Source organism: Psychroserpens sp. SPM9, assembly GCF_025153525.1.
In the GTDB taxonomy this organism is placed as follows: Bacteria; Bacteroidota; Bacteroidia; order Flavobacteriales; family Flavobacteriaceae; genus Psychroserpens.
This window is the reverse complement of sequence record NZ_JANZNR010000007.1, coordinates 94653-121650: the sequence shown is the minus strand read 5'-3', so window position 1 is coordinate 121650 and position 26998 is coordinate 94653. Positions and strand designations below refer to the sequence as shown.

Below are 26998 nucleotides of genomic sequence, written 5' to 3'. Positions count from 1 at the left end.
GAATTATGAGTAATATAGTTGCTATTGTAGGAAGACCAAATGTAGGAAAGTCTACGTTTTTTAATCGCTTGATTCAACGTCGGGAAGCCATTGTTGATGCTGTAAGTGGTGTTACACGAGATCGTCACTACGGAAAAAGTGATTGGAACGGAAAAGAATTTTCACTAATCGATACTGGTGGCTATGTGAAAGGTAGTGATGATGTTTTTGAAGCCGAAATTGATAAACAAGTAGAATTGGCAATCGAGGAGGCAGATGCTATCATTTTTATGGTCGATGTCGAAACTGGCGTGACCGGAATGGATGAAGATGTAGCACGATTACTTCGTAAAGTAGATAAACCTGTATTTTTAGCCGTCAACAAAGTTGATAATAATAAGCGCGCCGAAGATGCTGTGGAATTTTATGCATTAGGCTTAGGAGAATACTTCACCATAGCCAGTATCAACGGAAGTGGTACCGGTGATTTGCTAGATGCCCTTGTAGAAGCACTTCCCGAAAAAGAGGAGGAAGAAGAGGTAGATGAACTCCCAAGGTTCGCTGTTGTTGGTCGTCCTAACGCCGGAAAGTCGTCTTTTATTAATGCACTTATTGGTGAAGAACGCTATATCGTTACAGATATCGCTGGTACAACACGAGATGCTATTGATACTAAATATAACCGTTTCGGATTTGAATTTAATCTTGTAGATACAGCAGGCATTAGACGTAAATCTAAAGTTAAGGAAGATTTAGAGTTTTATTCTGTAATGCGAAGTGTTAGAGCGATTGAGCATTGTGATGTATGTTTACTGGTTTTAGATGCTACCCGCGGATTTGATGGACAAGTTCAAAATATATTTTGGCTGGCAGAACGTAACCGCAAAGGCATCGTGATTCTTGTCAATAAATGGGACTTGATTGAAAAAGACACAAAATCTACTCGAGAATTTGAGAAGATGATTCGCAAAGAAATCGAACCATTTACCGATGTGCCGATTGTATTTATTTCTGTATTGAATAAACAGCGAATTTATAAGGCTATTGAAACTGCTGTCGAAGTCTATCAAAACAGAACCAAGAAAATAAAAACGAGTAAGCTTAACGAGGTGTTATTGCCAATCATAGAAAACTATCCGCCACCAGCTTACAAAGGTAAATTTGTGAAAATTAAATACATCATGCAATTGCCAACACCACAGCCTCAGTTTGCATTTTTTTGTAATTTGCCTCAATATGTAAGAGAACCTTATAAACGCTTTTTAGAAAATAATTTAAGGGAACATTTTGATTTTAATGGCGTTCCTGTGAGTGTTTATATGCGTAAAAAATAGAAACCTATTATGAAATTTAAGTACGTATTTATGTTAGTCTTTATCTTCAGTTTTACTGAAAAAGGCAACACACAAAACGTACCTCCAACCATTACAGCAGAAGGTGTTCAGGAGTTCTGCGGAAACGCACCAATGCCCATTGTGACTAGTGTTTCTATATCTGATCCCGATGCAGGTGATGATACGCTCGATAATGTATTTATTCAAATTTCGGAAGGCTATACCCTTAATCAAGATCTTTTAGTTTTAAACGGAACCTATCCCAATATCACTTCAAGCTGGTCGGCTGTTGAAGGAAAATTAACCTTAGAAGGTCCAGCCAGTTTTACAGCGTTTGTTGATGCTATTAGTAATGTTACTTTTCAAACAACGCAAACCAATTTTACCGAAGACAAATTGTTTTCAATAAACTTAGGTGATGCTAATTTTTTACCATCAACAGGTCATTATTATTTGTATGTCACTAGTGATGGTGTCACCTGGACGGCAGCGCGCGATGCGGCAGAAGATTTAAATTATTTTGGTCTGCAAGGCTATTTAGCGACTTTAACAACCGAAGAAGAATCACAATTTGCTGGCGAACAAAGTCTCGGCACAGGATGGATTGGCGCAAGTGATGCGGCTTCCGAAGGCGACTGGACTTGGGTAACTGGTCCAGAAGCTAATACGCTTTTTTGGACCGGAGCAGTAAATGGACAACCTGTAAATGATGAATATTCCTTTTGGAATACTGGCGAACCTAACAACTTTAATAATGAGGATTATGCACATATAACCGATCCAAGTATTGGAAATATTGGCTCTTGGAATGACCTTCCAAATGCTGGTGATCCTGGCGGACCATCCAGTCCGTATTATCCACGTGGGTTTTTTGTTGAGTTTGGCGGTATGCCTGACGATCCTGATGTGAATTTATCAGCCAGTACAATTATTATAACTCCTAAACTCGTCTATGAAGATCTTCTTGTTTGCGATCAAGGCGATGTGACCATTGCTGTAACCTCTAATACCAATACCGTATTATGGTATGAAACACCGTCGTCTTCGGTTTTATTGAATAGCGGACTAACATACAGTACTTTTTTAGAGACGACAACCACATTCTGGGTTTTGCCTTTGTTTGACGGATGTACGTCAGGACCACGTACACCAATTACGGTGTCTGTTCCAGATTTACCTCAAGCGAATGCTATTAGTATTAGGCAATGTGATGATACAATTCAAGATGGTATTTCCGTTTTTAATCTGGATAATTATTTTGAAGAAATCACCGGGAATATTACCGAAAACAGAACGGTTAACTTTTTTGAAGATGCTAGTTTACTCACAGAGATAAACGGAAGTAACTTTTCTAACACCTCCAATCCACAAACACTTTATGCTTTGGTTGTAAATACCGAAACAGGCTGTTCTAATAGTGCAGAAGTTGTTCTTGAAGTTGTGGTTTCTTCCAACGAGAATTCTGCCCTTCTTGAAGTATGTGATGATCTTGTTGAAGACGGATTTGTGACTTTTGATTTGTCCATGGCCAGTGATCAAATCCTTTTAGGAGCTCCAATTGATGCCACTGTAAATTACTATGAAACCTATGAAGATGCCTCGCTTGAAGTCAATAGTTTGCCGCTGATGTTTTTTAATACTGTGGCGCATGTGCAAACCATTTACGCCAGAGTCAACAATAATACCGATTGCTATGGTATCAACGAAGTAACACTTGTTGTAAAAGAATTGCCGCAACTGAGCGATACCTTTGAAACCATTTACTATTGTTTAAATACCTATCCAGAAACTATAACATTGAGTGGTGGTATTGTAAATGCCATTCCAAATAATTACTATTACAATTGGTCTACTGGTGAAACCACTATGAGTATCGAGGTCAATGAAACAGGTACTTATACCGTTGAGGTTACTGAACCAGATGGTTGTTCTAATCTACGTACGATACAGGTTTTGCCTTCAAATATCGCAACTATTGAATCTGTAGTCGTTCAAGATTTGTCTTCAAATAATTCTATTAGCATTTTAGTTTCTGGCGAAGGAGATTATGAATATGCCTTAAATTCCATAACAGGACCTTTTCAATCTTCTAATACTTTTGAATTCTTAGAAGCGGGCATTTATACCGTTTACATTAGAGATATAAAAAATGATTGTGGTAGTGTTGTTCAAGATGTATCGGTGATTGGTTATCCTAAATTTTTTACGCCAAATGGAGATGGCTATCACGACACATGGAAATTAAAAGGCATTTCAGAACAATTTCAGCCGCATAGTAAAGTCTATATTTTTGATCGCTTCGGAAAATTAATATATACACTCAATTCGCCATCTGATGCCTGGGATGGCACCTTCAACGGGAAAGCACTTCCTACAAGTGATTACTGGTTTTCTGTGACCTTAGAAGATGGAAGAGTCTTTAAAAATCACTTCACTTTAAAACGCTAATTTTTTTAGTCGATACCGATACTAATTACTAATATGACATGGTTGATATGACATTATTTTTTACAAAAAGTAAAGTAAAGTTTACATTTTGTAAATTTTTGTTTACCTTTGTGAAGTCATTATAAAATTTATGTCTTATGAAATCAAGTTTTTTATTACCTAACAAGTTTAAAATTCCAGGTTGGATATTATTAATTACAGGATTAATCGCTGGTGTCTTTTTGATGCTTTCAGAATTTGAATCAAATTGGTTAGAAGTTCGTGTTTTAGCATTGTGGAGTGATCCTATTTCTATTGGAACATCTTTAGATAGTAGCGGTCAATTTTTCAACATCATTGAAAACAGTATTGTTGACGAGCTAATCGCCATTGCCATTATTGTTGGTGGTTTATTTGTTGGATTTTCTAAAGAAAAGCAGGAGGATGAATTTATTTATAAACTGAGAAATGATTCTTTGCTATGGGCAATTATCGTTAATTATACCGTTTTAATCTTTGCAGTAATCTTTGTGTATGATCTTTCATTTTTCAATATTTTGGTCTATAACATGTTTACGCCTTTACTGTTTTTCATTTTCAGATTTAACTTTTTAAAAGCTAGAGCCTAATTATGAAAAATAATATTAAAATAGAACGTGCCAGACATGATATGACTCAAGGCGATTTAGCCGAAAAGATAGGAGTAAGCAGGCAATCTATAAATGCAATTGAAAAAGGAAAGTATGTGCCATCTGCATTACTGGCAATTAAAATTGCACAATTATTTAAACTGCCTGTCGAAGAACTTTTCTTTTTAGAAGAAGGCGAATAATTATAAATAAATATTAAGAAAATTCATACGAAATTAATAAAATAGTCGTTTTTAGCTATGTAAGTTAATTTTAACTAAGTTTTTAGTTTCGTAACTATAAAAATAGTTATAATTGTAGTTTTAAACCATCAATCAATCAACCAAATGAAGAAGTTACTGCTTTTCATTGCACTCTTAAGTGCCTGCTTTTCATTTTCTCAAAGTACATCTTTTAAAATTTCAGGAACGATTCTAGCACAAGACGACAAGTCTCCTTTAGAATCGGCAACCATTTATTTAGAACGCGTCAAAGACAGTAGTTTGGTGACCTATACCATTTCTGATAAAGACGGAAAATTTGAAATTATTAACGATACCTATGATGATAAACTTAATTTATTTATCGATTATGTAGGCTATCAAACCTATTACAAACAAATTACCATAGATAAAGATGTAATCGATTTAGAAATAATCGAACTCAAAATTAGCAATGCCTTAGATGAAGTGGTCATTAAATCGAGATCACCAATTACCATTAAAAAAGATACTTTGGAGTTTAATGTCAAATCTTTTAAAACTAAAAAGGATGCTAATGTCGAAGATTTGCTCAAACAGCTTCCAGGTGTTGAGGTTGACGAAGCTGGGAAAATAACCGTCAACGGAAAAGATGTCAGTAAAATTCTCGTCAACGGAAAGCCGTTTTTTGGAGATGATCCAACCATTACCACCCGAAATTTAACTAAGGATATTATCGAGAAAGTTCAAATTACAGATACCAAATCTAAATCTGAAGCCTTTGCAGGAGAAGAAGGCGATACCGAAAACAAAACCATCAATCTTACTATAAAAGAAGAAAATAATAAAGGTGTTTTTGGAAGATTGGCGGCTGGAGCTGGGACCGAAGAACGCTACGAATATGCTGGAATGGTAAATGTGTTTGACAATGACAGACGTATAAGTGTGCTTGCTGGAGGAAATAATACCAATTCACCCGGATTTAGCTTCGGTGAAATTCAAAAAATGTTTGGTGGCGGCTATAGTATGAGTATTAATAGTTCGGGTGCTTTTACTATTGATGGTCGTTCGTTTGGTGGCGGACAAGGAATTACAACGTCACAAAATATTGGTGCTAATTTTGCTGATACTGTTGGGGATAATGTAGAAGTTAATGCCGATTATTTTTACTCCGGAAGTGATTCAGAAAATGAAACCATTACTCAACGTGAAAATATTCTGCCCGATTCACGATTCTTTTCAGATTCGCGATCGAAATCCATTAATGACGGCCAAAATCACAGTGCAAATCTTGGGTTTGATATCGAAATTGATTCCACGTTTTTAATTAATGTGAATCCGTCGTTTAGATGGTCTACATCAAATACATCCTTTACTGAAAATGAGGAAACTCGTGATGAAGATAACGCCCTTACCAACCAATCTACAACAGCTTCATTTGCTGAAAGAGATGCGAAAAATTTTGGAACCGAATTTGATCTTACAAAACGCTTTGGTGATAAAGGCGCTTTTCTGAAATTTGAAATGGATAACGAATTTAATACGTCTAATTCTGATGATTTTTTAACTTCTGAAACCAATTTTTTTAATGCTGAAGAAGACGATATCATTAGAGATCAATACACCGATTCCGATACGAGAAATCGGACGGTTAGGCTCTCAACAACCTACAGATTACCAATAAAAGCTAAAGAGCTTTTTTTAGATTTTTCTTATAGTTTCAGAGATGAAAAACGAACTAATTTGCGAAGTACTTTTGATAGAGATACCAGTACCAACCTCTATGATGATTTCAACTTTGATTTAAGTACCGATTTTGAATACGATAATCAAGAAAACACGCCTTCAGTAAAATTAAGCTACCGAAAAGATAAATGGTCAACCAGTGTGACCACTAGTTATGTGTTTAGAACTTTAGAAAATAAAGATTTTCTTAGACCAGAACTTAATTTAAAAAGAAACTTTCAGGCCGTAGAATTACGTGCTAATTTTAATTATAGGTTCAGCCCTAAAGCGTCAATGTATAGTGGTTATTCTTTAAACAATTCGCCTCCAAGTTTAACGCAGTTACAACCGTTTCAAAATGTTTCAAATCCCTTGAATACAGTAACAGGTAATCCTAATCTTGAACCAACAAACAATCATCGTTTGTATATGGGTTATAATGCTTTCGATTTTCAGAAAAAAACAGGTATTTACAGTTATGCTAGTATCAATTTTAATAATAATCAAGTGGTTTCTAGAACCATTGTTGATCCAGAAACTTTAAAACGTACTACGACTTATGCTAATGTTAATGGTAATTACAATGCCTTCGGAAACATTAATTACAGTAAAACCATTAAAGCCGATTCTTTAAAAACAATCAAGTATGATGTGGGTATGTCGGTGAGTTTGCGACGCAATATTAACTTTAATAATGAAGTGCAATACAAGAGTAATGTAACGGCTTTAACACCTAGTTTAGGACTGCGTTTTACATGGCCTAAAGTAATGGAATTCAGACCGAGATACCGATTGGCTTTTACTAAAAACACCTATGATATTAGCACTTTTGAGGATGTAGATTTTCTCAGACATGATTTGGATTTAAACTTCACAACCTATTTGCCTAAACATTTTGAATGGACCAATAACGTTGATTTTTCATACAACCCTAATGTGGCACCTGGATTTCAAAAAAGCGCTTGGTTTTGGAATTCTACCTTAGCATATTCTTTTATGAAAGATAAAGCAGTATTGACTTTAAAGGTTTATGATTTGCTCAACCAAAACACTAATGCTAGACGACGTGCTACAGAAAATTATATCGAAGACAGACAAAGTACAGTGCTTCAGCAATTCGTGATGTTAAGCTTTAGCTGGAAATTTAATAGCCTTGGTTCAAAAGGAAATACTGATTCTGATAGCTTTTTTATTATGGACTAATTCCATTTGGACATGATTACATCCAAGCCTTTATCTATGCCTAAGTAATAGTTGCCTTCTTTAAAATAGGGAATCATAAAATCGTCTATGATAGTTTGACAAATAGCATCTGTTAAAACCTTGGTGGTACCATCTCCTGTTGAAAGCCATACGTGTTTTTGGTTTTTTCTCAACACAATTACTAAACCATTATTGATGTCTTTTTTTCCAACACCCCAATAATCTCCAATGGCACTACTATAAACTTGAATGTCTTCAAAAGGTGCAATAGAATCGACCGTTAAGACTGCAATTTCATTGCTGGTTCGTTTCTCATAATCAATTATTTTCTGAGACAACGATGCGATTTGTTTGGCTGAAAATACATGAGATAAATCAAGAACAACCTTTTGTTGTTTGTTTTCGGGAAGCAAGCTATAATCAACGCCTATACCTCGATCTGTTTTACAAGAAAAACAACATATCAGAATAAGATAAATCGCAATTTTTTTCATCAGTAATGTGTTTCGAATTTAAATTTTGAATAAGGCAAAAAAGGTTACCAGCTACCTCCAGCACCACCTCCAGAGAAACCACCGCCTCCAAAGCCACCACCAAAACCGCCTCCGCCAAAACTACCACCAGAAGAACCGCCTCCAAAGATGCCTCCAGAACTACTTCCGCTACCATAGCTTCCGCGTCCCATATTACTTAAAATGATTGCGTCTAAAATACTGGTTCCGTTGGTTCGGTTTCCACCACTTCCATTGTTGCCGCCACCACGTCTGTTTTTCGTGATAGCAATAATAAAAATGATAAAGAAGAAAATCATAAATATGATAAACAATACAGGAAACACACTGTCTGAAGAATCACCTTGTCGTGTACCTTGATACTTTCCGTTTAACACTTCAAAAATAGCATCAGCACCTTGATTGAGTCCTTGATAATAATCACCACGTTTAAATTGAGGAATTATAACGTTCCTGGTAAGTTCTCCTGTAATTCCGGCAGTAAGTCGGTCTTCCACACCATATCCTGGAGAAATCCAGATTTTACGATCGTCTCTGGCCAGAAGTATAAAAACACCATTGTCTTCTTTGGCTTGCCCAATACCCCATTTGTGTGCCCATTTAGGAGTTAGAAGTCCAATGTTTTCCCCTTTAGTAGTTGCTATAATGGCCACCACAATTTGTGTTGAGGTTGTATCAGAATACCGAATTAACTTTTGTTCTAAATTGTTTTTTTCGGTGGCAGATAAAAGGTCAACATAATCATAAACACTCGTTTCCTCATCTGGGATAGGCGGAATGTCAAACTGTGCAGAAATAGTCTGAAAACTCAATGAAAACAATGCCAACAAGCACCAATATTTTACCTGATTCATATTCAAAAATGGAAGTGTATTTGTTGTATGTGACATACTGTTTTTTATATTCTACGGATGGCTCAACTTTGTAGTTTAAAATTATCCTTTTGATATATCGTTAGGTAATTCATTAACATCGCCATGGAGCCACGGGAAGTGTTTTTCTAACTGCGCTCCAGCTTTTAATACGCCTTCAATAAGGCCTTGTTTAAATCTTTGAGCTTTAAAATGCGATTGCATGATGTCCTTGGTACTGTCCCAAAACCCAGTAGGAACCACATCATTAATACCTCTGTCACCATAAATCACAAAGGTTTTTGCAGCTACAGCAACATAAATCAAGACAGCATTTTGGAGTTTGGTATTATCCATTTTAAGGTAATGAAAAACTTCCATAGCACGCTCGAAGGCATCGGCATCAGTTCCATGTTCAATATGAATCCTAATTTCTCCAGAGGTTCTGTTTTCAGCTTTTCGAATGGCATCAATAATCTCCTGTTCTTCGGCTTCGGTTAAAAAATCTTCAACTTTCGACATGTTTATTTATTGAAATCAAAGTCGACATCTACAGGTTTTTCAGCACCAACTTCAGCATCAAAATAAGGTTTGTCATCAAAACCAAACATACCTGCTAGTATGGTGTTTGGAAATTCTTTAACATGAATGTTATAAGGTTTTATAGCTTCATTATAACGTGTTCTTGCTGTATTAATAGTGTTTTCAGTACTTACTAATTCGTCCTGAAGTTTTAAGAAATTCTGATTGGTTTTTAAATCAGGATAACGTTCTACCACTAACAATAATCTAGAAAGCGCACTGCTTAAACCACTCTGAGCCTGATTGAATTGTTCTAGTTTTTCCGGACTTAAATCTTCGGCGTTATTGATATTGATTTCAGGTTTAGTTGCTTCGGCTCTTGCTTTTACAACCGCTTCTAAAGTCCCTCTTTCAAAATCGGCAGCACCTTGTACTGTTTTTACCAGATTTCCAATAAGGTCGTTTCGACGTTGGTAGGAGGTTTGTACATTTCCCCAGGCTTCACTTACGTTTTCGTTAAGTTGTACCGCCGTGTTGTTAAATCCTTTTCCCCAAGAATAGCCACCAATAGCTAAAATAGCTATGATAATTACTGGAATAAGCCATTTTTTCATAATGTTATAGTTTTAAAGTTGTGTTTTAGTTAGTTGAAATAAATTAGATTATGTTACAACTGTGATTTTATTTTGATAAGTTGGGCTTTAATGCCTTCGAGTTTATCAATAATTTGGAATTTATCAAGCGATTGTTTTTTGTCTTCCTTAAGATGCGTTTTCGCACCTTCAAGAGTGAATCCACGTTCTTTTACTAAATGGTAAATAAACTTTAGATTCTTAATGTCTTCAGGTGTAAACTTTCGGTTGCCCTTCGCATTTTTTTTTGGTTTTAAGACGTCAAATTCTTTTTCCCAAAATCGTATTAATGACGTATTAACACCAAAGGCCTTAGCGACTTCGCCAATACCATAATAACGTTTTTCAGGAAGATTGATGTGCATAGCCTTAGTCTAAAGATTGATTTTCTAATGATGCTTTTTCTAATAGTCGTGCATATTCTTCCGCAGATAAATTTCCATAGTAGAAATTTATAGGGTTGATACGTTCGCCATCCTTAAACACTTCATAATGTAAATGTGGCGCTTCAGATCTTCCAGTGCTGCCAACATAGCCTATCAAGTCGCCACGTTTCACTTTTTGATTTGCACGTACTTTGTATTGATAGAGATGCGCATACAGTGAAACATAACCATAACCATGGTCTATTCTAATGTGTTTTCCATAGCCCGAAGAGTTGGCATCGGCACGTTTAACAACACCATCACCAGTAGCATAAATAGGTGTGCCACGTGGTGCTGTGAAATCCATGCCAAAGTGAAACTTTCGCACCTTTGTAAACGGATCTGTTCTATAACCATATCCAGACGCCATATGCTTTAAGTCTTTGTTACGTACGGGTTGTATGGCTGGAATTGAAGCTAAGAATTTTTCTTTGTCTTCGGCCAATACAGCAATTTCATCTAATGATCGCGATTGTACAACAATTGCTTTTTGTAATAAATCGATACGTTTATTACTCTCTATGATAAGTTTAGAATTATCGTAACCTTCGTATTTTTTATAGCGGTTTACACCTCCAAATCCAGCACGTCGTTGTTCTTCAGGAATGGGATTGGCTTCAAAATACAATCTGTAAATAGAATTATCGCGCTCTTCAACACTTTCTAAAGCAGCAAATGCATTATTAACACGTTTGTTTAATAATTCATATTGCAATTCCATGTTCGATAGTTCACGTTTTAAAGCACGTTCTCTGGGAGATTCGATATACTGGCTAGCAATAAAAACGAATAAAAAGCCAAAAAGTGCTGAGGCCAATAAAAAGATGAAACCGAACTTAATCGTCTTTCCTTTCTTACGCTCAATTTTGCGGTAAGAAAGCGTTTCTGGATCGTAATAATATTTTACTTTAGACATATCTTAAAAAGTTCTATTTTTGCAAGAATAATAGAACGAATTACAAATATATAAATAGTTTCTTATTTAAAGTAATTTATAAGAAGTAACGTGTTAACTGCTGAATATGAAGTCTCAAGACATCCGAAATACCTTTTTAAACTTCTTTGAAGAAAAAAAACATAGCATTGTGCCCTCTGCACCTATGGTTTTAAAAGATGATCCAACCTTAATGTTTGTCAATTCAGGGATGGCACCTTTCAAAGAGTTTTTCCTCGGAAATGCACAACCTAAGAACAATCGTATTGCAGATTCTCAAAAATGCCTCCGTGTTTCAGGAAAGCATAATGATTTAGAAGAAGTAGGATATGATACCTATCATCACACGCTTTTTGAAATGCTCGGAAACTGGAGTTTTGGAGATTATTTTAAAAAGGAAGCTATCGCTTGGGCTTGGGAATTGTTAACTGAAAAATTCGGTATAGATAAAGATATTTTATATGTAACTGTCTTTGAAGGTAGTGAAGATGCTGATAAGTTGCCAATGGACCAAGAGGCTTATGATTTCTGGAAAAATTACATTTCTGAAGATCGTATCCTTATGGGAAACAAAAAGGATAATTTTTGGGAAATGGGAGACCAAGGTCCTTGTGGTCCTTGTAGTGAAATTCATGTAGATATTCGTTCAGCTGAAGAAAAAGCAAAAGTAGATGGCAAGTCATTAGTCAATATGGATCATCCCCAGGTGGTCGAAATCTGGAATCTGGTATTTATGCAATACAATCGTAAAGCCAACGGAAGCTTAGAGAATCTTCCCGATAAACATATCGATACAGGTATGGGCTTTGAACGTTTGTGTATGGTGTTACAAGGTGTTCAGTCTAATTATGATACCGATGTATTTACGCCTATTATTCGCGAGATTGAGACAATTGCAGATAAAGACTATGGGAAAAATGAAAAGGTCGATGTCGCTATTCGTGTGATTTCAGATCATGTGCGTGCAGTCGCTTTTTCGATTGCCGATGGTCAACTACCAAGTAATACAGGAGCAGGTTATGTGATTCGTAGAATTTTACGTCGTGCTATTCGTTACGGATTTACATTTCTCGATAAAAAAGAACCGTTTATTTACAGATTGGTAGATGTTTTGGTGAATAAAATGGGGACTGCATTTCCTGAACTTAAAGTACAACGCCAAATCATTGAAAATGTGATTAAGGAAGAAGAAAGTTCGTTCTTGAGAACCTTAGATCAAGGTTTAATGTTACTCGACCGAATTATAACTCATTCTAATTCTAAAGAAATTTCAGGAAATAAAGTTTTTGAGCTTAAAGATACCTACGGTTTTCCTGAAGATTTAACCGATTTGATTCTTCGTGAGAATGGCTTTACTTATAATCATGACGAATTCAACAAAAAACTTAAAGAACAACAGGAAAGAGGCAAAAAAGCGTCAGCACTAAAATCTGATGACTGGACAATTCTTATCGATGATGAAGAACAAGAATTTATTGGTTATGATACCTTAGAAGCGCAGGTTAAAATTACGAAATACAGAAAAGTAACCTCAAAGAAAGATGGTGAACAGTACCAATTGGTATTTAATATCACACCTTTTTATGCTGAAGGTGGCGGGCAAGTTGGTGATAAGGGTTATTTAGAAGATGCTCATGGTGATATTGTTTACATAATCGATACCAAACGTGAGAATAATATTGTTGTCCATTTTGCTAAAAATTTACCAAAAGATATCAATGCAACATTAAGAGCCTCTGTAGACGAGAAACAACGTTATAGAACTGAGTGTAATCACACAGCAACGCATTTATTACATCAGGCACTTCGCGAGGTTTTAGGAACTCATGTTGAACAAAAAGGATCTGCTGTACATTCTAAATATTTACGTTTTGATTTTTCACATTTTTCAAAACTGACCGTTGAAGAATTACGTGATGTTGAAAATTTTGTCAACAGACGTATCGAAGGAAAACTGCCGCTAAACGAGCAACGTAATATTCCTATGCAAAAAGCTATAGATGAAGGTGCAATGGCGTTGTTTGGCGAAAAGTATGGAGATACTGTTCGTACGGTTCGCTTTGGTCAATCTATCGAATTATGTGGTGGTACACACGTTAAAAACACAGGTGATATTTGGCATTTTAAAATAGTATCAGAAGGTGCTGTTGCTGCCGGTATTCGGCGTATTGAGGCCATTACAAGTGATGCCGTTAAAGATTTTTATTTTGAGAATAACAGAGTGTATTTCGAAATGAGAGATCTACTCAATAATGCAAAAGAACCTGTAAAAGCACTACAAAGTTTACAAGAGGAAAACACAAGTCTTAAAAAACAAATAGATAGTTTACTCAAAGAAAAAGCTAAGTCTATTAAAGGCGATCTTAAAAAGGAAATAATAGAGATTAATGATGTTAAGTTTCTAGCTAAAAAAATAGATCTAGATGCTGCCGGAATTAAAGATGTGTGCTTCGAATTAGGAAGCCAATTTGATAATTTGTTTTTATTATTTGGCGCAGAAAACGAAGGAAAAGCTATTTTGTCTTGCTATATTTCTAAGGAATTAGTTGCTAGTAAAAATTTAAATGCTGGGACTATTGTTAGGGAATTAGGAAGTTACATCCAAGGTGGTGGTGGCGGACAACCATTTTTTGCTACTGCAGGAGGAAAACATCCGCAAGGAATTGATGAAGCTTTAAAGGCAGCTAAGGCATATTTAAACTAATGTCGTCAACCTGAACTTGTTTCAGGATCTCATAATTAATGAATTTTCAAACCAAAATACCATTACAACCGCAGCAGTTTAATCCAATAGATTACAACTCGAAAGTGTTATTGTTAGGATCTTGTTTTTCAGAAAATATTGGTGAAAAATTCGCATATTATAAGTTTCAGCAGTACCAAAATCCTTTTGGTATTTTATTTCATCCTTTAGCGATTGAAACCTTGATTACCCATGCTGTTAATGAAAAAAGATATAATAAAAACGAACTCTTTTTTCACAATGAACAATGGCATTGTTTTGAAGCACATTCTCGTTTGAGTCATGTTTCCGAAGATCAATTACTTAACAATTTAAATACAGAAATAGCGACCACGCATCAGTTTTTAAAGGAGGCTTCTCACATTATTATCACTCTGGGAACTGCTTGGGCTTACCGTTTCATCGAAAATGACAGGCTAGTGGCGAATTGTCATAAAATGCCGCAGAAAAAGTTTTTAAAAGAATTACTTTCTGTAACGCAAATTACCGAGTCTTTAGAAGCTATCATTAGTTTAATTAGAAGCGTAAATCCTGAAGCCTCATTTATATTTACAGTGTCTCCTGTTCGTCATATTAAAGATGGTTTTGTAGAAAACACCTTGAGTAAATCACATTTAATTGCTGCTATACATCAACTGGTTGCGCCTAGAAATGGCCGCCATTACTTTCCGTCTTATGAAATTATGATGGACGAATTACGCGATTATAGATTTTATAAAGATGACCTAGTGCATCCTAATACTCTCGCAGTAAATTATATTTGGAGCTCTTTTAAAAAGGTCTGGATTGATCAAGATGCAGAACAAACTATGATGGCCGTAGATGAAATTCAAAAAGGCCTTGCGCATCGTCCTTTTAATTCCAAATCGGAAGCGCATCTTAACTTCCTTCAACAATTAGAACATAAAAAAAGCCTTGTAAATACTAGGTTTTCTCACATTACCTTCTAAAAAATACGACATATGTCGTATTGTCTTGCCTTGTGTTAAATCGCAACTTTGTCTCATTATGAACCAAAAACTATTCAACAATGAGAAATTTAAGACAATTTATGGTATTAATAATGACTGCTTCATTGGTAACACTAACATCGTGCTCTAGTGATGATGATGGTGGCGGACCAGGAAATGCACCTTCAGGAGTATTAGTGGCAAAAGTAGACGGAACATCGTACCAGTCTATGGAAATATCGTCATCGGCAACAATTGCTAATGGTGGACAAAACTTAGTTATAATAGCTTCTAATAGCGATGGGAATGCATTTTCATTTACAATTTGGGGTTATGAAGGCGTGGGAACTTATGATATTGATGGTTCTGTGATTTCAAATGTTAATGTCGCATCCTATACAGAAACAGATGTCGATTTAAATAATCCGCAAAATTCTACAACCGAAATTTGGCAAGCACCTTATGATAATAGTGCTGTTGGGTTTTTAAAAGTATCTGAAGAAACCGATACGAAACTTGTTGGAACTTTCCAGTTTACTTGCAAAAACTTAAATGGCGACCAGTCTGTGAAAACAATTACAGAGGGCTCTTTTAACTTAGGTAAACAAATTTTAGATTAAAACAAGTTGATATGAAAACGCTATTAATTCAACTAAAGAACTTAGTGATGGTTGCATTCTTTGTGAGTGTAACTTCACTTAGTGCTCAAAAAGCTGAAACACCTAATCAAAATTATGATTTAGGTTCAAAAATTAACGAAATGACACTTACTGTAGGTGGTATTTTAGTTGTGGCAACTAACGATGGTTTAGTGGGAATTAAACCCACCGAAAGCCAACCGGTTTTTACATTCACTAATTTTGGTAAATTAAAACCAGAAGAAACAGATTTTATTCCTAACTCACCATATATCGTAGTCTCACAAGGCGCGGGATCTAAGTTTGCTGGACTTGCTAAAACCAAGCGAGCGGTTATAGATTATGTTCAGGGTAAAGTTATTTTCAATTCTGAAAATGATAACTGGAATCAAATATACACTTGCAATGTTATATTACCACAAAATAAATTGGTGGTGAGTGGTATTCAAAAAGAAGGAGATAAGTTTGAAAAGATGACACCTAAGGTGGCTGTTTATGATTTAAATACTTCAAAATTAGACTATAGCTTTTTTTTAGATAACCCAGGTAGAGTTGGTATTGCCAAAGATTTTAGTGTCACGGGTACACCTCTGTTACTAAAAGACTTTTTGATCATTCCAACAGCACAAGGTCTAATTGCAAAATCACATTCAGGTGAAGATTTATGGCAAACTAAAATTAAAGGGGTTAATTGGATGGTTGCTGATAAAACCGAAAAAGAAATCTATGGCTTTGAAACTACTTCAAATGGTAAGAATACTAGAATACATAAAATAGGAAGCAATGGAGCTGAATTATGGCAAGATGACAGAAAAGTAAAAGGAATCGTTTCAAATTTTGAAATTTTGCCACAAGGCTTAGCTGTTGTGAGTGATGTTGCTGGAGGAAGTGGTGCGTTAGCTGCTAAATCAGAATCAAAAATCACTATGTTTAGTGCGGCTACAGGAGAAGATTTATGGGATAAAGCACCCAAAACCAAAGGTTATGTGCAACATTTTTATGTGATGGAAGACGGGATTCTCTTCGGGATTTATGAAGGTGGTATTAATAAGATATCATTTGATGGAAAAACCCTTTTTAAAAAGCCCCTTAAAACAGGAGAAAATATTATGGTGATGGCACATTCACCTCAAGGTTTAATCTATATTACAAGTGAAGATGCCAATATTGTAAATTTAGAAACCGGAGAGGAAGTATGGAATAAACCATTAAAATATAAAAATGCAACCTCAGTGGCTTCGACTTTTGATAATGAAAACAATAGGTATTTAATTGCTGCAGATGGTAAAATAATGGCAGTCGATGCCAATAGTGGTGAAGTAAGTGATTTAGCAAAATGCGATTTTGAAGAAAAAGAAGATCCTAACCACATGGAAATTAGAAATGGCAGTATATTTTTATCTTCCAGTCAAAATATGACCGCATTAAGTTATGACGGAAACGAAAATTACCACACCTATTATAAATCTCCAGGTAGAAGTACTTTTGGAAAAATAGTAGGAGGTATAACAGCTGTAGCTTCTACGGCATTGACAGTCTCTATGAGCGCCAGAGCTGGAGCCAATAGAAGTGCTTATGGAAGTGTAAATGATTTAGGTAGTTATAACGATTATGGTAAAGAAGCCAAAAGAGCTGCCGATATGTTTGCAGGAATTGCAGGCGCATCATTTGATTATTTATCAACCCGTTTTAAAGCTTCATCTGCAACCGAAAACGCACAGTTTATTTTAACAAAATTAGATGGAGGTGTAGGATTAGTTAAGGTAAATAAAGATACTGGAAACGTTGATAAAGAAATTATTTTAAAAGATAAAAAGCCAGAGTATCAGGTAGATGAGTTTGGAGGGTATCTCTATTACAAAGCCAATGATAAAACCATATATGCATACAATCTTAATAATTAAATCTTGTTGTTGAGATTATGATTAGGCGTGATTTTTAAGGATTACGCTTAATCTTTTTTAATTGCCACTTGTCGAAAAAATCCTACCAACATATCATTTAGTTATATATTAGCCATGCTATTAATCAATTTTTATAAAAGAGCGTCAGTTCATTTTGTTGTCCCAAAAGGCCTATCAAATCTGATGCTTTTTTTATACCTTATAATGAAGAAAAGACACATATACATTCTGCTCTGTCTTATTACTTCTATTGGCTATTCTCAAAATTTGGATAGTTTACTTGTGGTCGCAAAACACATCAAAAATGATTCTTCTAAACTTAGAATGTATAACAAAATCGGGTTTAGCTATATTTTTAATGACACCAAAAAGGCTTTAGAAGTTATTACCGAAGGCAAAGACTTGGCAGAAAACCTAGGTCTCAACTTTAACCTCACCGAACTTACCAATACGCATGGCATCTATATGGATGTGACCGGTAAATCAGATTCAGCAGCTTACTATTTTGAAAAAGCATTACAAATGAGCCGCACGTATGGATTCGAAAGTATAGAATCTATGTGTGTCAATAATTTAGGTATGTACAACTGGAACAGAGGCGCCTATGATCAAGCTTTAGATTATTTTTTCGAATCATTAAAAATGAACGAAATTGTAGATGATGAAGAATCTACAGCATCATCATTAAACAATATAGGTTTGATTTATCAGGAAATGAACCTAAGCGAAAAAGCCTTAGCTTATCATCAAAAAGCACTAAAAGTTCGTGAGAAATACAATCTCGAAAATGAGCAAATAGCCTCTTTGAATAATATTGGAATTAACCTCAAAGATTTGGGTCGTGTTGATGAAGCGATCAGTACTTACAAAAAAGGGATAGCCTTAGCTAAGCAAAAAAATAACAAAATTGATTATTACAAGCTTTTAGATAACCTAGCCAATGCCTATAATATGAATGGCGCTACTGATTTAGCTTTGCAAACCTATTTAAAGGCATTGGATAAACCTGAAGATTATGATGCTGAAGAACGAAGTGAATTGTCTTGTTTAAACAATATCGCTACGCTTTACAATGAAATGAACAAGCCTAAAGTTGCATTGAATTATACAGATAGAGGTTTTGATTTGGTGAAAAAATATCCTGAAATTGAGTTGATGTCTGCCGACTTACATTTAACTTCTGCTGAAAGTTATTATATGCTTGGCGATTTTAAAAAGGCGCGAGAAAACAAAGCGAAATATATCTCACTTAAGGATTCTATTTTTTCAGAAAACAATGCTCAGGCTATTGCCGATTTAGAAGTTAAGTATGAAACGGCTAAAAAAGAACGCGAATTGCTTATCCAAAGAGCCGAAATTGCCGAAAAAAACCTAACTATTCAAAAAAAGGATATGCAAGTCTATGGACTTATAGCTATTGCCCTAATTCTTGGGCTTATTGGGTATTTGTTTTACAATCAGCAAAAATTAAAAAATAAGCAGCTTCAAAAGGAAAGTCAGTTGAAAGACGCCCTGTTAAAAATTGAAACCCAAAACCGTTTGCAGGAACAACGTTTGAGAATCAGTAGAGATTTGCACGATAATATTGGCGCACAGTTAACCTTTATTATTTCGTCTATTGATAATCTTAAATATGGCTTTGATATTAAAGATGAAAAATTAAACACGAAATTAGATACCATCAGTCAATTTGCATCATCCACCATTTACGAATTGCGCGATACGATTTGGGCAATGAATAAGACTGAAATTTCAATAGAAGATTTGCAGTCCAGAATTTCAAATTTTATAGATAAAGCCAATACGGTTTCAGAAGGTGTTCATTTTGAATTTAATTCGGCAGCCTCTCAGTTAGATGTCATAAAATTTAATTCGGTTCAAGGCATGAATATCTATCGGATTATTCAGGAGAGCATTAATAATGCCTTAAAATATTCAGAAGCTAAAGCCATTACTGTTGATGTGTCGTTTGCTGAAAACACTTTTATTTTTAAAATTTCAGACAACGGAAAAGGCTTCGATATGGCAACCACTCCAATGGGGAATGGTATTAACAATATGAAAAAAAGAGCACATGATATTGGTGCCAGTATTAATATCGATTCTCAAGTTGGTAACGGCACATCTATACTATTGAAAATTCAGCATACATAGAATACGACAAATAGCGTATAGGTTCGTACGATTTGTTATTGTACCTTTTTAGTTGAAAAATACATACTTATGAATATCAAAATAGCCATAGTAGACGATAACACATTTCTGATAAATACAGTGAAAGAAAAATTGTCTTTTTTTGATGATTTTAATGTGAAATTCTCGGCTATTCATGGGTCTGATTTGATAACACAATTAGAAGACAATCACCATATTGATTTGATTTTAATGGATATCGAAATGCCTGTGCTCAACGGTATTGAGTCAACGGCAATTGTCAAACAAAAATATCCGCATATAAAGATTATTATGCTGACGGTTTTTGATAACGACGAAAATATATTTAATGCGATCAAAGCAGGAGCAGATGGTTATTTACTAAAGGAAATTAATGCCAAAGATCTTCATGATGGTATTATCGACACATTAAATGGAGGTGCTGCTATGAATCCGTCGATAGCTTTAAAGACCTTAAAACTTCTTCGGAATCCTTTAAGTATTGACAATGAAAAAGATAAGGAAGATATTAAGTTATCAAATCGCGAAACCGAAGTTTTAGAACACCTAAGTAAAGGACTTAATTATACGCAAATAGCTTCCAATTTAATCCTGTCTTCAGGAACTGTTAGAAAACACATTGAAAATATTTATCGCAAACTACAAGTGCATAACAAACTGGAGGCTGTTCAAAAAGCCAAACGCAATAATCTTATTTAATCCGTACGCTTTTAGGAACTAACTTGGTGTAATCGCCTTGGTTTCGTATCACGTCTCTTACGATAGATGACGAAATATAAGAAGTGCTTGCCGCAGTTAATAGAAACACCGTTTCAATGGGAGCCAAATCTCTATTGGTATGAGCGATGGCTTTTTCAAATTCAAAATCGGCAGGATTTCGTAAGCCTCTTAAAATGAATTCAACATTGTTTTTTATGCAGAAATCAACGGTTAAGCCTTTATAGGTTACCACAGTCACTTTAGGTTCGTCTTTAAAAGCTGCTTCAATAAATTGTTGACGCTCTTCTAATGAAAACATATAGTTTTTGTCGGCATTGATACCAATGGCAACAATAACTTCATCAAAAAGTTTAACACTACGTTTAATAATATCGTAGTGACCTAGAGTAATGGGATCAAATGATCCAGGAAAAACAGCTCTTTTCATAGTTACATCATAAAAGCAGTGTGGCTTATTACAGACTCAAAGGTAATTATTATTTATTTTAAGCTAGTTTCAATAGCATTTTCAAACAAGGCACTCATACTAATTCCCGCTTTTGCAGCTTGTTGTGGTAAAATACTTGCCGCAGTTAAACCAGGTACCGTATTAACTTCTAAGAGATGCGGCTCACCATCTTTAAAAATATATTCACTTCGGCTAAATCCTTTAAGCTTTAACACTTTATACACTTTCTTGGCAACAGCTCTTACTTTTTCAGCAAGTTCATCATCGATTCGTGCAGGTGTAATTTCTTGAGACTCGCCTAGGTATTTCGCCTTATAATCAAAAAAGTCGTTGTCTGAGACAATTTCGGTAATCGGAAGAACTTTAATTTCACCTTGGTAGTCAATGACGCCTACAGAAACTTCGGTGCCATCTAAAAACGATTCTATAATCACTTCGTCATCTTCTTTAAAAGCCACATCTAAAGCTTTCTGAAGTTCACTTTTTTTATAAACTTTCGTTATTCCAAAACTACTTCCAGCTTTGTTGGCTTTTACAAAACAAGGCAAGCCAACTTTGCTTACAATAGCATCTTCATCAATCACATCGCCTTGATTGACATAATATGATGCAGCTGTTTTAATACCGTAAGGCTTTAAGGCACTTAAACAATCACGTTTGTTAAAAGTTAAGGCAGCTTGATACATATCACAACTCGTATGCGGAATGCCTAATAATTCAAAATAGCCTTGCATAAAACCATCTTCTCCAGGAGAACCATGAATGGCATTAAAAACACAGTCAAAACTAATTTTTGTCTCATTGACCAGTACCGAAAAATCATTTTTATCGACAGGAAATTCTTCATCAAGGTCATTAACAAATACCCATTTAGTTTTAAAAATATGAATGCGATACGCATTGTATTTTGAAGTATCCAGTGTGTCATAAACAACTTGACCGCTTTTAAGAGAGATCTCATATTCACTAGAAAACCCTCCCATGATGATGGCAATATTTTTTTTCATACTATCTCCTGTAATGCCAGGAACCGCTTTTCAGTTAAACAGTTTATTTAAATTATTGAGCAATAATACACAAATGTATCAGTTAAGCTAAAATACCAAATAAACGCATAATAAAAACGCTTTCGTTTTTATATATTTGTCAACAGGTAAATTAAGTTCATGAGTTTAATACAGTTTCTTAAGAGTAAAACATTTTTTAAGCATTTAGGACTAGCAATTATTACATTGTGTGTCATTTTGTTTATAACGATGCAATGGTTAAAGAGCACAACCAATCATGGAGAGTTTGTTGAGGTGCCTGATTTAAAAGGGAAAACTCTAGAAACCGTTCAAATAGAACTGGAAGATAACGATTTGGCGATGGAGATTCAGGATTCTGCAAATTACAATCCTAAGTATCCTAAGTTTTCTGTTATAGAACAATATCCAACAGCAGGAACTCAGGTTAAAGAAAACAGAAAAATTTACCTCACTTTAAATCCGTCAGGCTATCGTAAAGTTGCCGTTCCAAACATTGTGCGTCGCACGTTCCGTCAAGCGAAACCTACCTTAGAAACTTTAGGTTTTGAAGTTGGAAAAATCACTTATGTTGATGATATTGGAAAAGAGGAAGTGATTGCGATAAAATATAAAGGTGAAACGATTAAAGCTGGAGAATTACTGCCACTAACTTCCAAAATCGATGTCGTTTTAGGTAATGGCAAACGAGGATCTAACTAAAAAATGACCACAATAAATACATCAAACGATCAGGATAACGATGAGTTGTTCGAGCATCACGCATTTACCGTAGATAAAGGCCAGACACCACTTCGTATCGATAAATATTTAATGAATCGCATTGAGAATGCCACTCGAAATAAGATTCAAGCAGCCGCCAAAGACGGAAGTATTTACGTTAATGATGTTCAGGTTAAACAAAATTATAAGGTCAAGCCTTTTGATAACATTAGAGTGTTGTTTGAGCATCCGCCTTACGAATATTTACTAACTCCCGAAGACATTCCATTAGATATCGTCTATGAAGATGACGAACTCCTGGTCATTAACAAACCTGCAGGCATGGTGGTTCATCCTGGGCATGGTAATTACTCAGGAACTTTAATCAATGCCCTGGTATTTCATTTTGAAAACTTACCTAATAATTCAAGTGAGCGTCCCGGACTCGTACATCGTATAGATAAGGATACCAGCGGCTTACTGGTCGTTGCTAAAACCGAACAGGCAATGACTCATTTGTCAAAGCAATTCTTTAATAAAACGAGCGAGCGCGAATATGTAGCCTTGGTCTGGGGAAATGTAGAAGCAGATGAAGGAACCATCGAAGGTCATATAGGACGTCATCCCAAAAACAGATTACAAAACACCGTATTTGAAGGTGATGATGCCGATAAAGGAAAACCTGCCGTAACCCATTATAAAGTCATTGAACGTTTAGGGTATGTCACTCTGGTATCTTGCAAATTAGAAACAGGACGTACACACCAAATCCGCGTTCATATGAAACATATTGGCCATACACTATTTAATGATGAACGCTATGGAGGTGAACGTATTTTAAAAGGTACTACGTTTTCCAAATACAAACAATTTGTAGAGAATTGTTTTAAAATCTTACCACGTCAGGCTTTACATGCCAAAACCCTAGGATTTAAACACCCTAAAACAGGAGCACAATTAAGTTTTGATTCGCCAATTCCAGACGATATGCAGCAATGTATAGAGAAGTGGCGTCATTATGCTACACATATGCAATAGCATTTTTTTTAGGTAATGAGTATGTTACTACTTTGGGCGTTACCATGCACGTGCTCAGGCTCGGTCATGGTCAGGCTCTCACACGTCGCTCTCTTCGAGGAGCTCCACAAGTGCTCCATCCTTAACGCAGGCGATAAGTTTTAATTATTGCAGTATCGTAAATTTTAAAATCGTTTAGTTGATAAGTCGCTAACAGTATTGTAAATTTGAAATAAAATTTTCAGATTTATGAAACTTGTATTGTCACCTGCAAAATCATTAGACTACGATAGTAAATTACCAACGGCTAAAGCTACCGAAGCTTGTTTTTTGAATCAGGCCGAACGTTTAAATAAACTTCTCAAAAAGAAATCGGCAAAAAGCTTATCTAAACTCATGCATATTTCAGATAATTTGGGACAGTTAAATTACGAACGTAATCAAGACTGGTCTTTACCATTTACAAAAACCAATGCAAGGCCTGCTGTGTATGCTTTTAATGGCGATGTGTATAGAGGTTTAGATGCTTATACGATTAGCACTAAAAAGTTAGACAAGCTTCAAGATACAGTGCGTATAATTTCAGGACTTTACGGTTTGCTTAAACCTTTAGATTTGATCCAACCTTACCGATTAGAAATGGGGACCAAATTCCCGGTTGGAAAACATAAAAACCTATATGATTTCTGGAAAAAACAAGTTACACAAGCTTTAAACGATGAGTTAGAAGATGACGAGTTATTACTTAATCTGGCAAGTAATGAATATTTTAAAGCCATTGATACCAAAGCGTTAAAAGTCCCTGTAATCAATATTAAATTTCAAGAGTTTAAAGATGGAAAGTATAAAACGATTGCTATCTTTTCAAAGTTAGCCAGAGGGTTGATGGCAAGATATGTGATTGATACCAATGCTAAGACTCTCGCTGATGTCAAAGGGTTTGATTATGATAATTACCGTTATTCCGAAGACTTGTCAAGCGACACAGAATTGGTGTTTACTAGATAATTAGGCTTTTTTATTCGGGTTGATTTTATCTTCGGTTTTGGGACGCTTCTTTATACGAGGGCGTCGCACACCAAAAGTGCCTCGGTTTATTTTTCCGCGTTTTGATTTTTTATCGCCTTTTCCCATAATGTGTCGGTTTTAATGAATATCCTTTAAGTTAATTAAAATTTAAGACTATACTTTAGTATTTTTAGGCTTTAATCTTAATTTAACACATGCTTTACTACTTAGTCATTGCCTTGCAAGTATTTTGTGTCTATCATATGTACAAACATAAAAATGATTTGTATTGGATTTTCCTCATCATTTTTTTACCAGCTGTAGGTTGCCTTATTTATTTGATAACGCAAGTATATAATAAGCGTGATGTTAATAAAATTCAGGAAGAGCTTACCACCATTATTAATCCGACAAAAAAAGTCAGAGATTTAGAAAAAACGTTAGAGTTTTCTGAAACCTTTCAGAATCGTGTTAACCTTGCCGATGCCTATCTCGAAATCAAAGATTATCACAATGCAATCAAACACTATGAAACGGCTATCCAAAACGACTTTCATAACGATAAGCATGTCATTTTTAGACTGATTCAATGTTATTTTTTAATAGAAGATTACGAACAAGTGGTATACTATGCTAAAAAAGTCAATGAGCACTCAGAGTTTAAAGGCAGCCGAACACAATTTTATTATGGTATGGCCTTGGCTAAACTTGGACAAACAGATGCAGCCGAAGCCAATCTAAAAGCCATCGATCAGCGTTATTCCAATTATAAAGAACGCTTGATTTTAGCCCAGTATTTATTAGATCAGAATAAAACAGAAGCGGCCAAAGAACTGCTCAACGATATTTTTAATGAATCCCAGCATATGACAGCTCCAAATAAGCGAAAATACCGTTCAACAATCAGAGAGGTCGAACAGCTTTTAAAAACCATGTAGTTGTTTCTACACCAGCATCCATATAAGCCATTTATAAAAGAAGATACTACTAAACTCATCGTTGGAACTTTGCCGCCTCCTAGGTTTAGTACAGGAGACTTACTCGAAAAGGATGTGGATTTTTGCTACGGAAGTTATTACAATTCCTTATGGCTTTTTATTGACAAAATTCACCAGTTGAATTTAAGATATGATAATTCTCAAGCCGCTATTGATGAGCGCAAAGCTTTTTTAATACAACATAAAATAGGAGTTTGTGATATTGTTGAAAGTGCCGAACGTGCTAAAATTGATGCTTCCGATTTGGGGATGAAAAATATAAAGCTCAGAGATGTGATAGGCTATATCAAGCGTTATCCTAATATTGATACTATTTTATTTACTGGAGGAAACAGTAAAAATGGCCCCGAATATTTCTTCCGAAGACATTTAAAAACCTATGATAAAAAGCTGGAATTACTGTCAAATGAAGTGCCTAGAATTCATCAGTTTAAACTACAGCAACGCATCATTAAAACGGTATCGCTTACCTCAGGTTCAGGAGCTGCAAATATATCAATCAGCCGACTTCCGCTTTACAAACATTTAAAAGCCAAAAATCCAGAATTTAATACCTTCGATTTTCGGGTCATGCAGTATCGCGAGTTTCTTTAAATTCAGCTTTTAGAGGCCCAAAATGCTTTTATATCGGCTAATGCTTCTGCATCAATATGTGTGCGTTCACCCGTTGCGGTTGCGATTTTCCCTGAAAGATTCCCGCCAAATCTCACTTCCATATTAGCGGCATTCATAATGGTATCACATTGATGAAGACTAAAATCGAGAACACTGCCTTGTTTTAAAACAGACTTTAAATCTGCTTTCGGGTAATTTTCAGTAATCACTTTAGTAAAAGTCGCCACATCAACACTCTTGTAAATCACAATAACAAATTGAGATGCCTCAGGGTTTGAAGCAAAGCAAGCATCTACAATAATTTTGGCTAAGGCTTCATTGGTAATGCCAATGCGTCCGGCAAAAATGCTACCTCCAATAAATGTAACTGCAAGTTTATTAAAGTTGTTAGCGTTCAATAATTCAAAAGAATTAAGAACAGAGTGTTTTATCGAGTCTTGTGTAGGCTCGTAAATCCCACCACTTTTGGTCATAGCTCCAGTTGCCGCATGGATGATTGCATCGATACCTTGTTTGGAGAGATCACCAGATGATGTCACAAGTGCTGAGCCTCTAGGAAGCATATTTTCTTTTGCGAGAGGATCTTTGTCTAATGTTGTGTGCTTAGCTGCAATGGTTTGTTTAAACATGATTGTAACTTTTGTTCAAGTTCTATTTATTTTAACGGATTTTATAAAGCAAA

26 protein-coding genes are annotated in these 26998 nt (G+C 35.3%); 16 read left to right on the top strand and 10 right to left on the bottom strand.

The features are described from left to right. Positions 1-5: 5 nt before the first annotated feature. The 5 genes from der to N4270_RS14295 all read left to right on the top strand — a co-directional run bounded on the left by der (position 6) and on the right by N4270_RS14295 (position 7497). A complete protein-coding gene (der, locus tag N4270_RS14315) occupies positions 6-1313 on the top strand; it encodes a ribosome biogenesis GTPase Der (protein WP_260098030.1) in 1308 nt (435 codons plus the stop codon). 9 nt (positions 1314-1322) lie between these two features. Further along, positions 1323-3761 carry a T9SS type B sorting domain-containing protein gene (locus tag N4270_RS14310; RefSeq protein ID WP_260098029.1) on the top strand — a complete coding sequence of 813 codons (2439 nt, stop codon included), beginning with the start codon at positions 1323-1325 and terminating at the stop codon, positions 3759-3761. Positions 3762-3898: 137 nt separating this feature from the next. Further along, positions 3899-4369 (top strand): hypothetical protein, encoded by a 471-nt coding sequence (locus tag N4270_RS14305; RefSeq protein WP_260098028.1) that lies wholly within the window; start codon positions 3899-3901, stop codon positions 4367-4369. A gap of 2 nt (positions 4370-4371) precedes the next feature. Next, positions 4372-4572 carry a helix-turn-helix transcriptional regulator gene (locus N4270_RS14300; RefSeq protein ID WP_260098027.1) on the top strand — a complete coding sequence of 67 codons (201 nt, stop codon included), beginning with the start codon at positions 4372-4374 and terminating at the stop codon, positions 4570-4572. A gap of 144 nt (positions 4573-4716) precedes the next feature. Beyond that, the gene (locus N4270_RS14295; protein WP_260098026.1) at positions 4717-7497 is read left to right on the top strand and encodes an outer membrane beta-barrel protein; all 2781 of its coding nucleotides are present in this window, start codon (positions 4717-4719) and stop codon (positions 7495-7497) included. Here N4270_RS14295 and N4270_RS14290 read toward each other — a convergent pair. Genes N4270_RS14290 through N4270_RS14265 form a run of 6 tightly spaced genes read right to left on the bottom strand, consistent with a single transcriptional unit; the run spans position 7494 to position 11355 of the window. Beyond that, positions 7494-7991, bottom strand: a complete 498-nt coding sequence (locus N4270_RS14290; RefSeq protein ID WP_260098025.1) for a YgcG family protein — start codon at positions 7989-7991, stop codon at positions 7494-7496. The two genes, N4270_RS14295 and N4270_RS14290, sit on opposite strands and share 4 nt — an antisense overlap. 44 nt (positions 7992-8035) lie before the next feature. Further along, positions 8036-8899 carry a YgcG family protein gene (locus tag N4270_RS14285; RefSeq protein ID WP_260098024.1) on the bottom strand — a complete coding sequence of 288 codons (864 nt, stop codon included), beginning with the start codon at positions 8897-8899 and terminating at the stop codon, positions 8036-8038. 45 nt (positions 8900-8944) lie between these two features. Next, positions 8945-9382 (bottom strand): TPM domain-containing protein, encoded by a 438-nt coding sequence (locus N4270_RS14280; RefSeq protein WP_260098023.1) that lies wholly within the window; start codon positions 9380-9382, stop codon positions 8945-8947. A gap of 2 nt (positions 9383-9384) precedes the next feature. Beyond that, positions 9385-9996, bottom strand: a complete 612-nt coding sequence (locus tag N4270_RS14275; protein WP_260098022.1) for a LemA family protein — start codon at positions 9994-9996, stop codon at positions 9385-9387. 53 nt (positions 9997-10049) lie between these two features. After that, a complete protein-coding gene (locus tag N4270_RS14270; RefSeq protein ID WP_260098021.1) occupies positions 10050-10379 on the bottom strand; it encodes a MerR family transcriptional regulator in 330 nt (109 codons plus the stop codon). Positions 10380-10383: 4 nt separating this feature from the next. Continuing rightward, a complete protein-coding gene (locus tag N4270_RS14265) occupies positions 10384-11355 on the bottom strand; it encodes a M23 family metallopeptidase (protein ID WP_260098020.1) in 972 nt (323 codons plus the stop codon). Positions 11356-11461: 106 nt separating this feature from the next. On the opposite strand from N4270_RS14265, the gene alaS reads away from it, so the two are divergent. The 6 genes from alaS (at position 11462) to N4270_RS14235 (ending at position 20482) form a co-directional block, all read left to right on the top strand. Next, positions 11462-14077, top strand: a complete 2616-nt coding sequence (gene alaS, locus N4270_RS14260; protein ID WP_260098019.1) for an alanine--tRNA ligase — start codon at positions 11462-11464, stop codon at positions 14075-14077. Between the two features lie 38 nt (positions 14078-14115). Beyond that, entirely contained in the window at positions 14116-15066 is a 951-nt protein-coding gene (locus tag N4270_RS14255) for a GSCFA domain-containing protein (protein WP_260098018.1), read from the top strand. A gap of 80 nt (positions 15067-15146) precedes the next feature. Beyond that, on the top strand, positions 15147-15686 hold the full coding sequence (locus tag N4270_RS14250) for a DUF6252 family protein (RefSeq protein WP_260098017.1): 540 nt from the start codon (positions 15147-15149) through the stop codon (positions 15684-15686). 11 nt (positions 15687-15697) lie between these two features. Then, positions 15698-17608 (top strand): PQQ-like beta-propeller repeat protein, encoded by a 1911-nt coding sequence (locus N4270_RS14245; RefSeq protein WP_260098016.1) that lies wholly within the window; start codon positions 15698-15700, stop codon positions 17606-17608. Between the two features lie 204 nt (positions 17609-17812). Continuing rightward, positions 17813-19762 carry a sensor histidine kinase gene (locus N4270_RS14240; protein WP_260098015.1) on the top strand — a complete coding sequence of 650 codons (1950 nt, stop codon included), beginning with the start codon at positions 17813-17815 and terminating at the stop codon, positions 19760-19762. A 69-nt stretch (positions 19763-19831) separates the two neighbouring features. Next, positions 19832-20482, top strand: coding sequence for a response regulator transcription factor (locus N4270_RS14235; RefSeq protein ID WP_260098014.1), 651 nt, complete (start codon positions 19832-19834; stop codon positions 20480-20482). On the opposite strand, the gene coaD is transcribed toward N4270_RS14235, so the two are convergent. After that, positions 20475-20930: a pantetheine-phosphate adenylyltransferase gene (gene coaD / locus N4270_RS14230; protein ID WP_260098013.1), complete on the bottom strand. Its 456-nt coding sequence runs from the start codon at positions 20928-20930 to the stop codon at positions 20475-20477. The two genes, N4270_RS14235 and coaD, sit on opposite strands and share 8 nt — an antisense overlap. A gap of 53 nt (positions 20931-20983) precedes the next feature. Then, positions 20984-21958: a D-alanine--D-alanine ligase gene (locus N4270_RS14225; protein ID WP_260098012.1), complete on the bottom strand. Its 975-nt coding sequence runs from the start codon at positions 21956-21958 to the stop codon at positions 20984-20986. A 249-nt stretch (positions 21959-22207) separates the two neighbouring features. Here N4270_RS14225 and N4270_RS14220 point away from each other — a divergent pair, with 249 nt between their 5' ends. The 3 genes from N4270_RS14220 to yaaA all read left to right on the top strand — a co-directional run bounded on the left by N4270_RS14220 (position 22208) and on the right by yaaA (position 24703). After that, the gene (locus tag N4270_RS14220; RefSeq protein ID WP_367399963.1) at positions 22208-22678 is read left to right on the top strand and encodes a PASTA domain-containing protein; all 471 of its coding nucleotides are present in this window, start codon (positions 22208-22210) and stop codon (positions 22676-22678) included. 3 nt (positions 22679-22681) lie between these two features. Then, the gene (locus N4270_RS14215; RefSeq protein WP_260098010.1) at positions 22682-23716 is read left to right on the top strand and encodes an RluA family pseudouridine synthase; all 1035 of its coding nucleotides are present in this window, start codon (positions 22682-22684) and stop codon (positions 23714-23716) included. A 228-nt stretch (positions 23717-23944) separates the two neighbouring features. After that, positions 23945-24703, top strand: a complete 759-nt coding sequence (gene yaaA / locus N4270_RS14210; RefSeq protein ID WP_260098009.1) for a peroxide stress protein YaaA — start codon at positions 23945-23947, stop codon at positions 24701-24703. On the opposite strand, the gene N4270_RS14205 is transcribed toward yaaA, so the two are convergent. Continuing rightward, the gene (locus N4270_RS14205) at positions 24704-24829 is read right to left on the bottom strand and encodes a 30S ribosomal protein THX (RefSeq protein ID WP_260098008.1); all 126 of its coding nucleotides are present in this window, start codon (positions 24827-24829) and stop codon (positions 24704-24706) included. Positions 24830-24918: 89 nt separating this feature from the next. Between N4270_RS14205 and N4270_RS14200 the strand changes: the two genes are divergently transcribed. After that, the gene (locus N4270_RS14200; RefSeq protein WP_260098007.1) at positions 24919-25641 is read left to right on the top strand and encodes a tetratricopeptide repeat protein; all 723 of its coding nucleotides are present in this window, start codon (positions 24919-24921) and stop codon (positions 25639-25641) included. Beyond that, positions 25642-26295: a uracil-DNA glycosylase family protein gene (locus N4270_RS14195; protein WP_260098006.1), complete on the top strand. Its 654-nt coding sequence runs from the start codon at positions 25642-25644 to the stop codon at positions 26293-26295. A gap of 2 nt (positions 26296-26297) precedes the next feature. Here the strand turns inward: N4270_RS14195 and N4270_RS14190 are convergent, their stop codons facing one another. Next, positions 26298-26945 (bottom strand): hypothetical protein, encoded by a 648-nt coding sequence (locus N4270_RS14190; RefSeq protein ID WP_260098005.1) that lies wholly within the window; start codon positions 26943-26945, stop codon positions 26298-26300. Between the last annotated feature and the right edge of the window lie 53 nt (positions 26946-26998).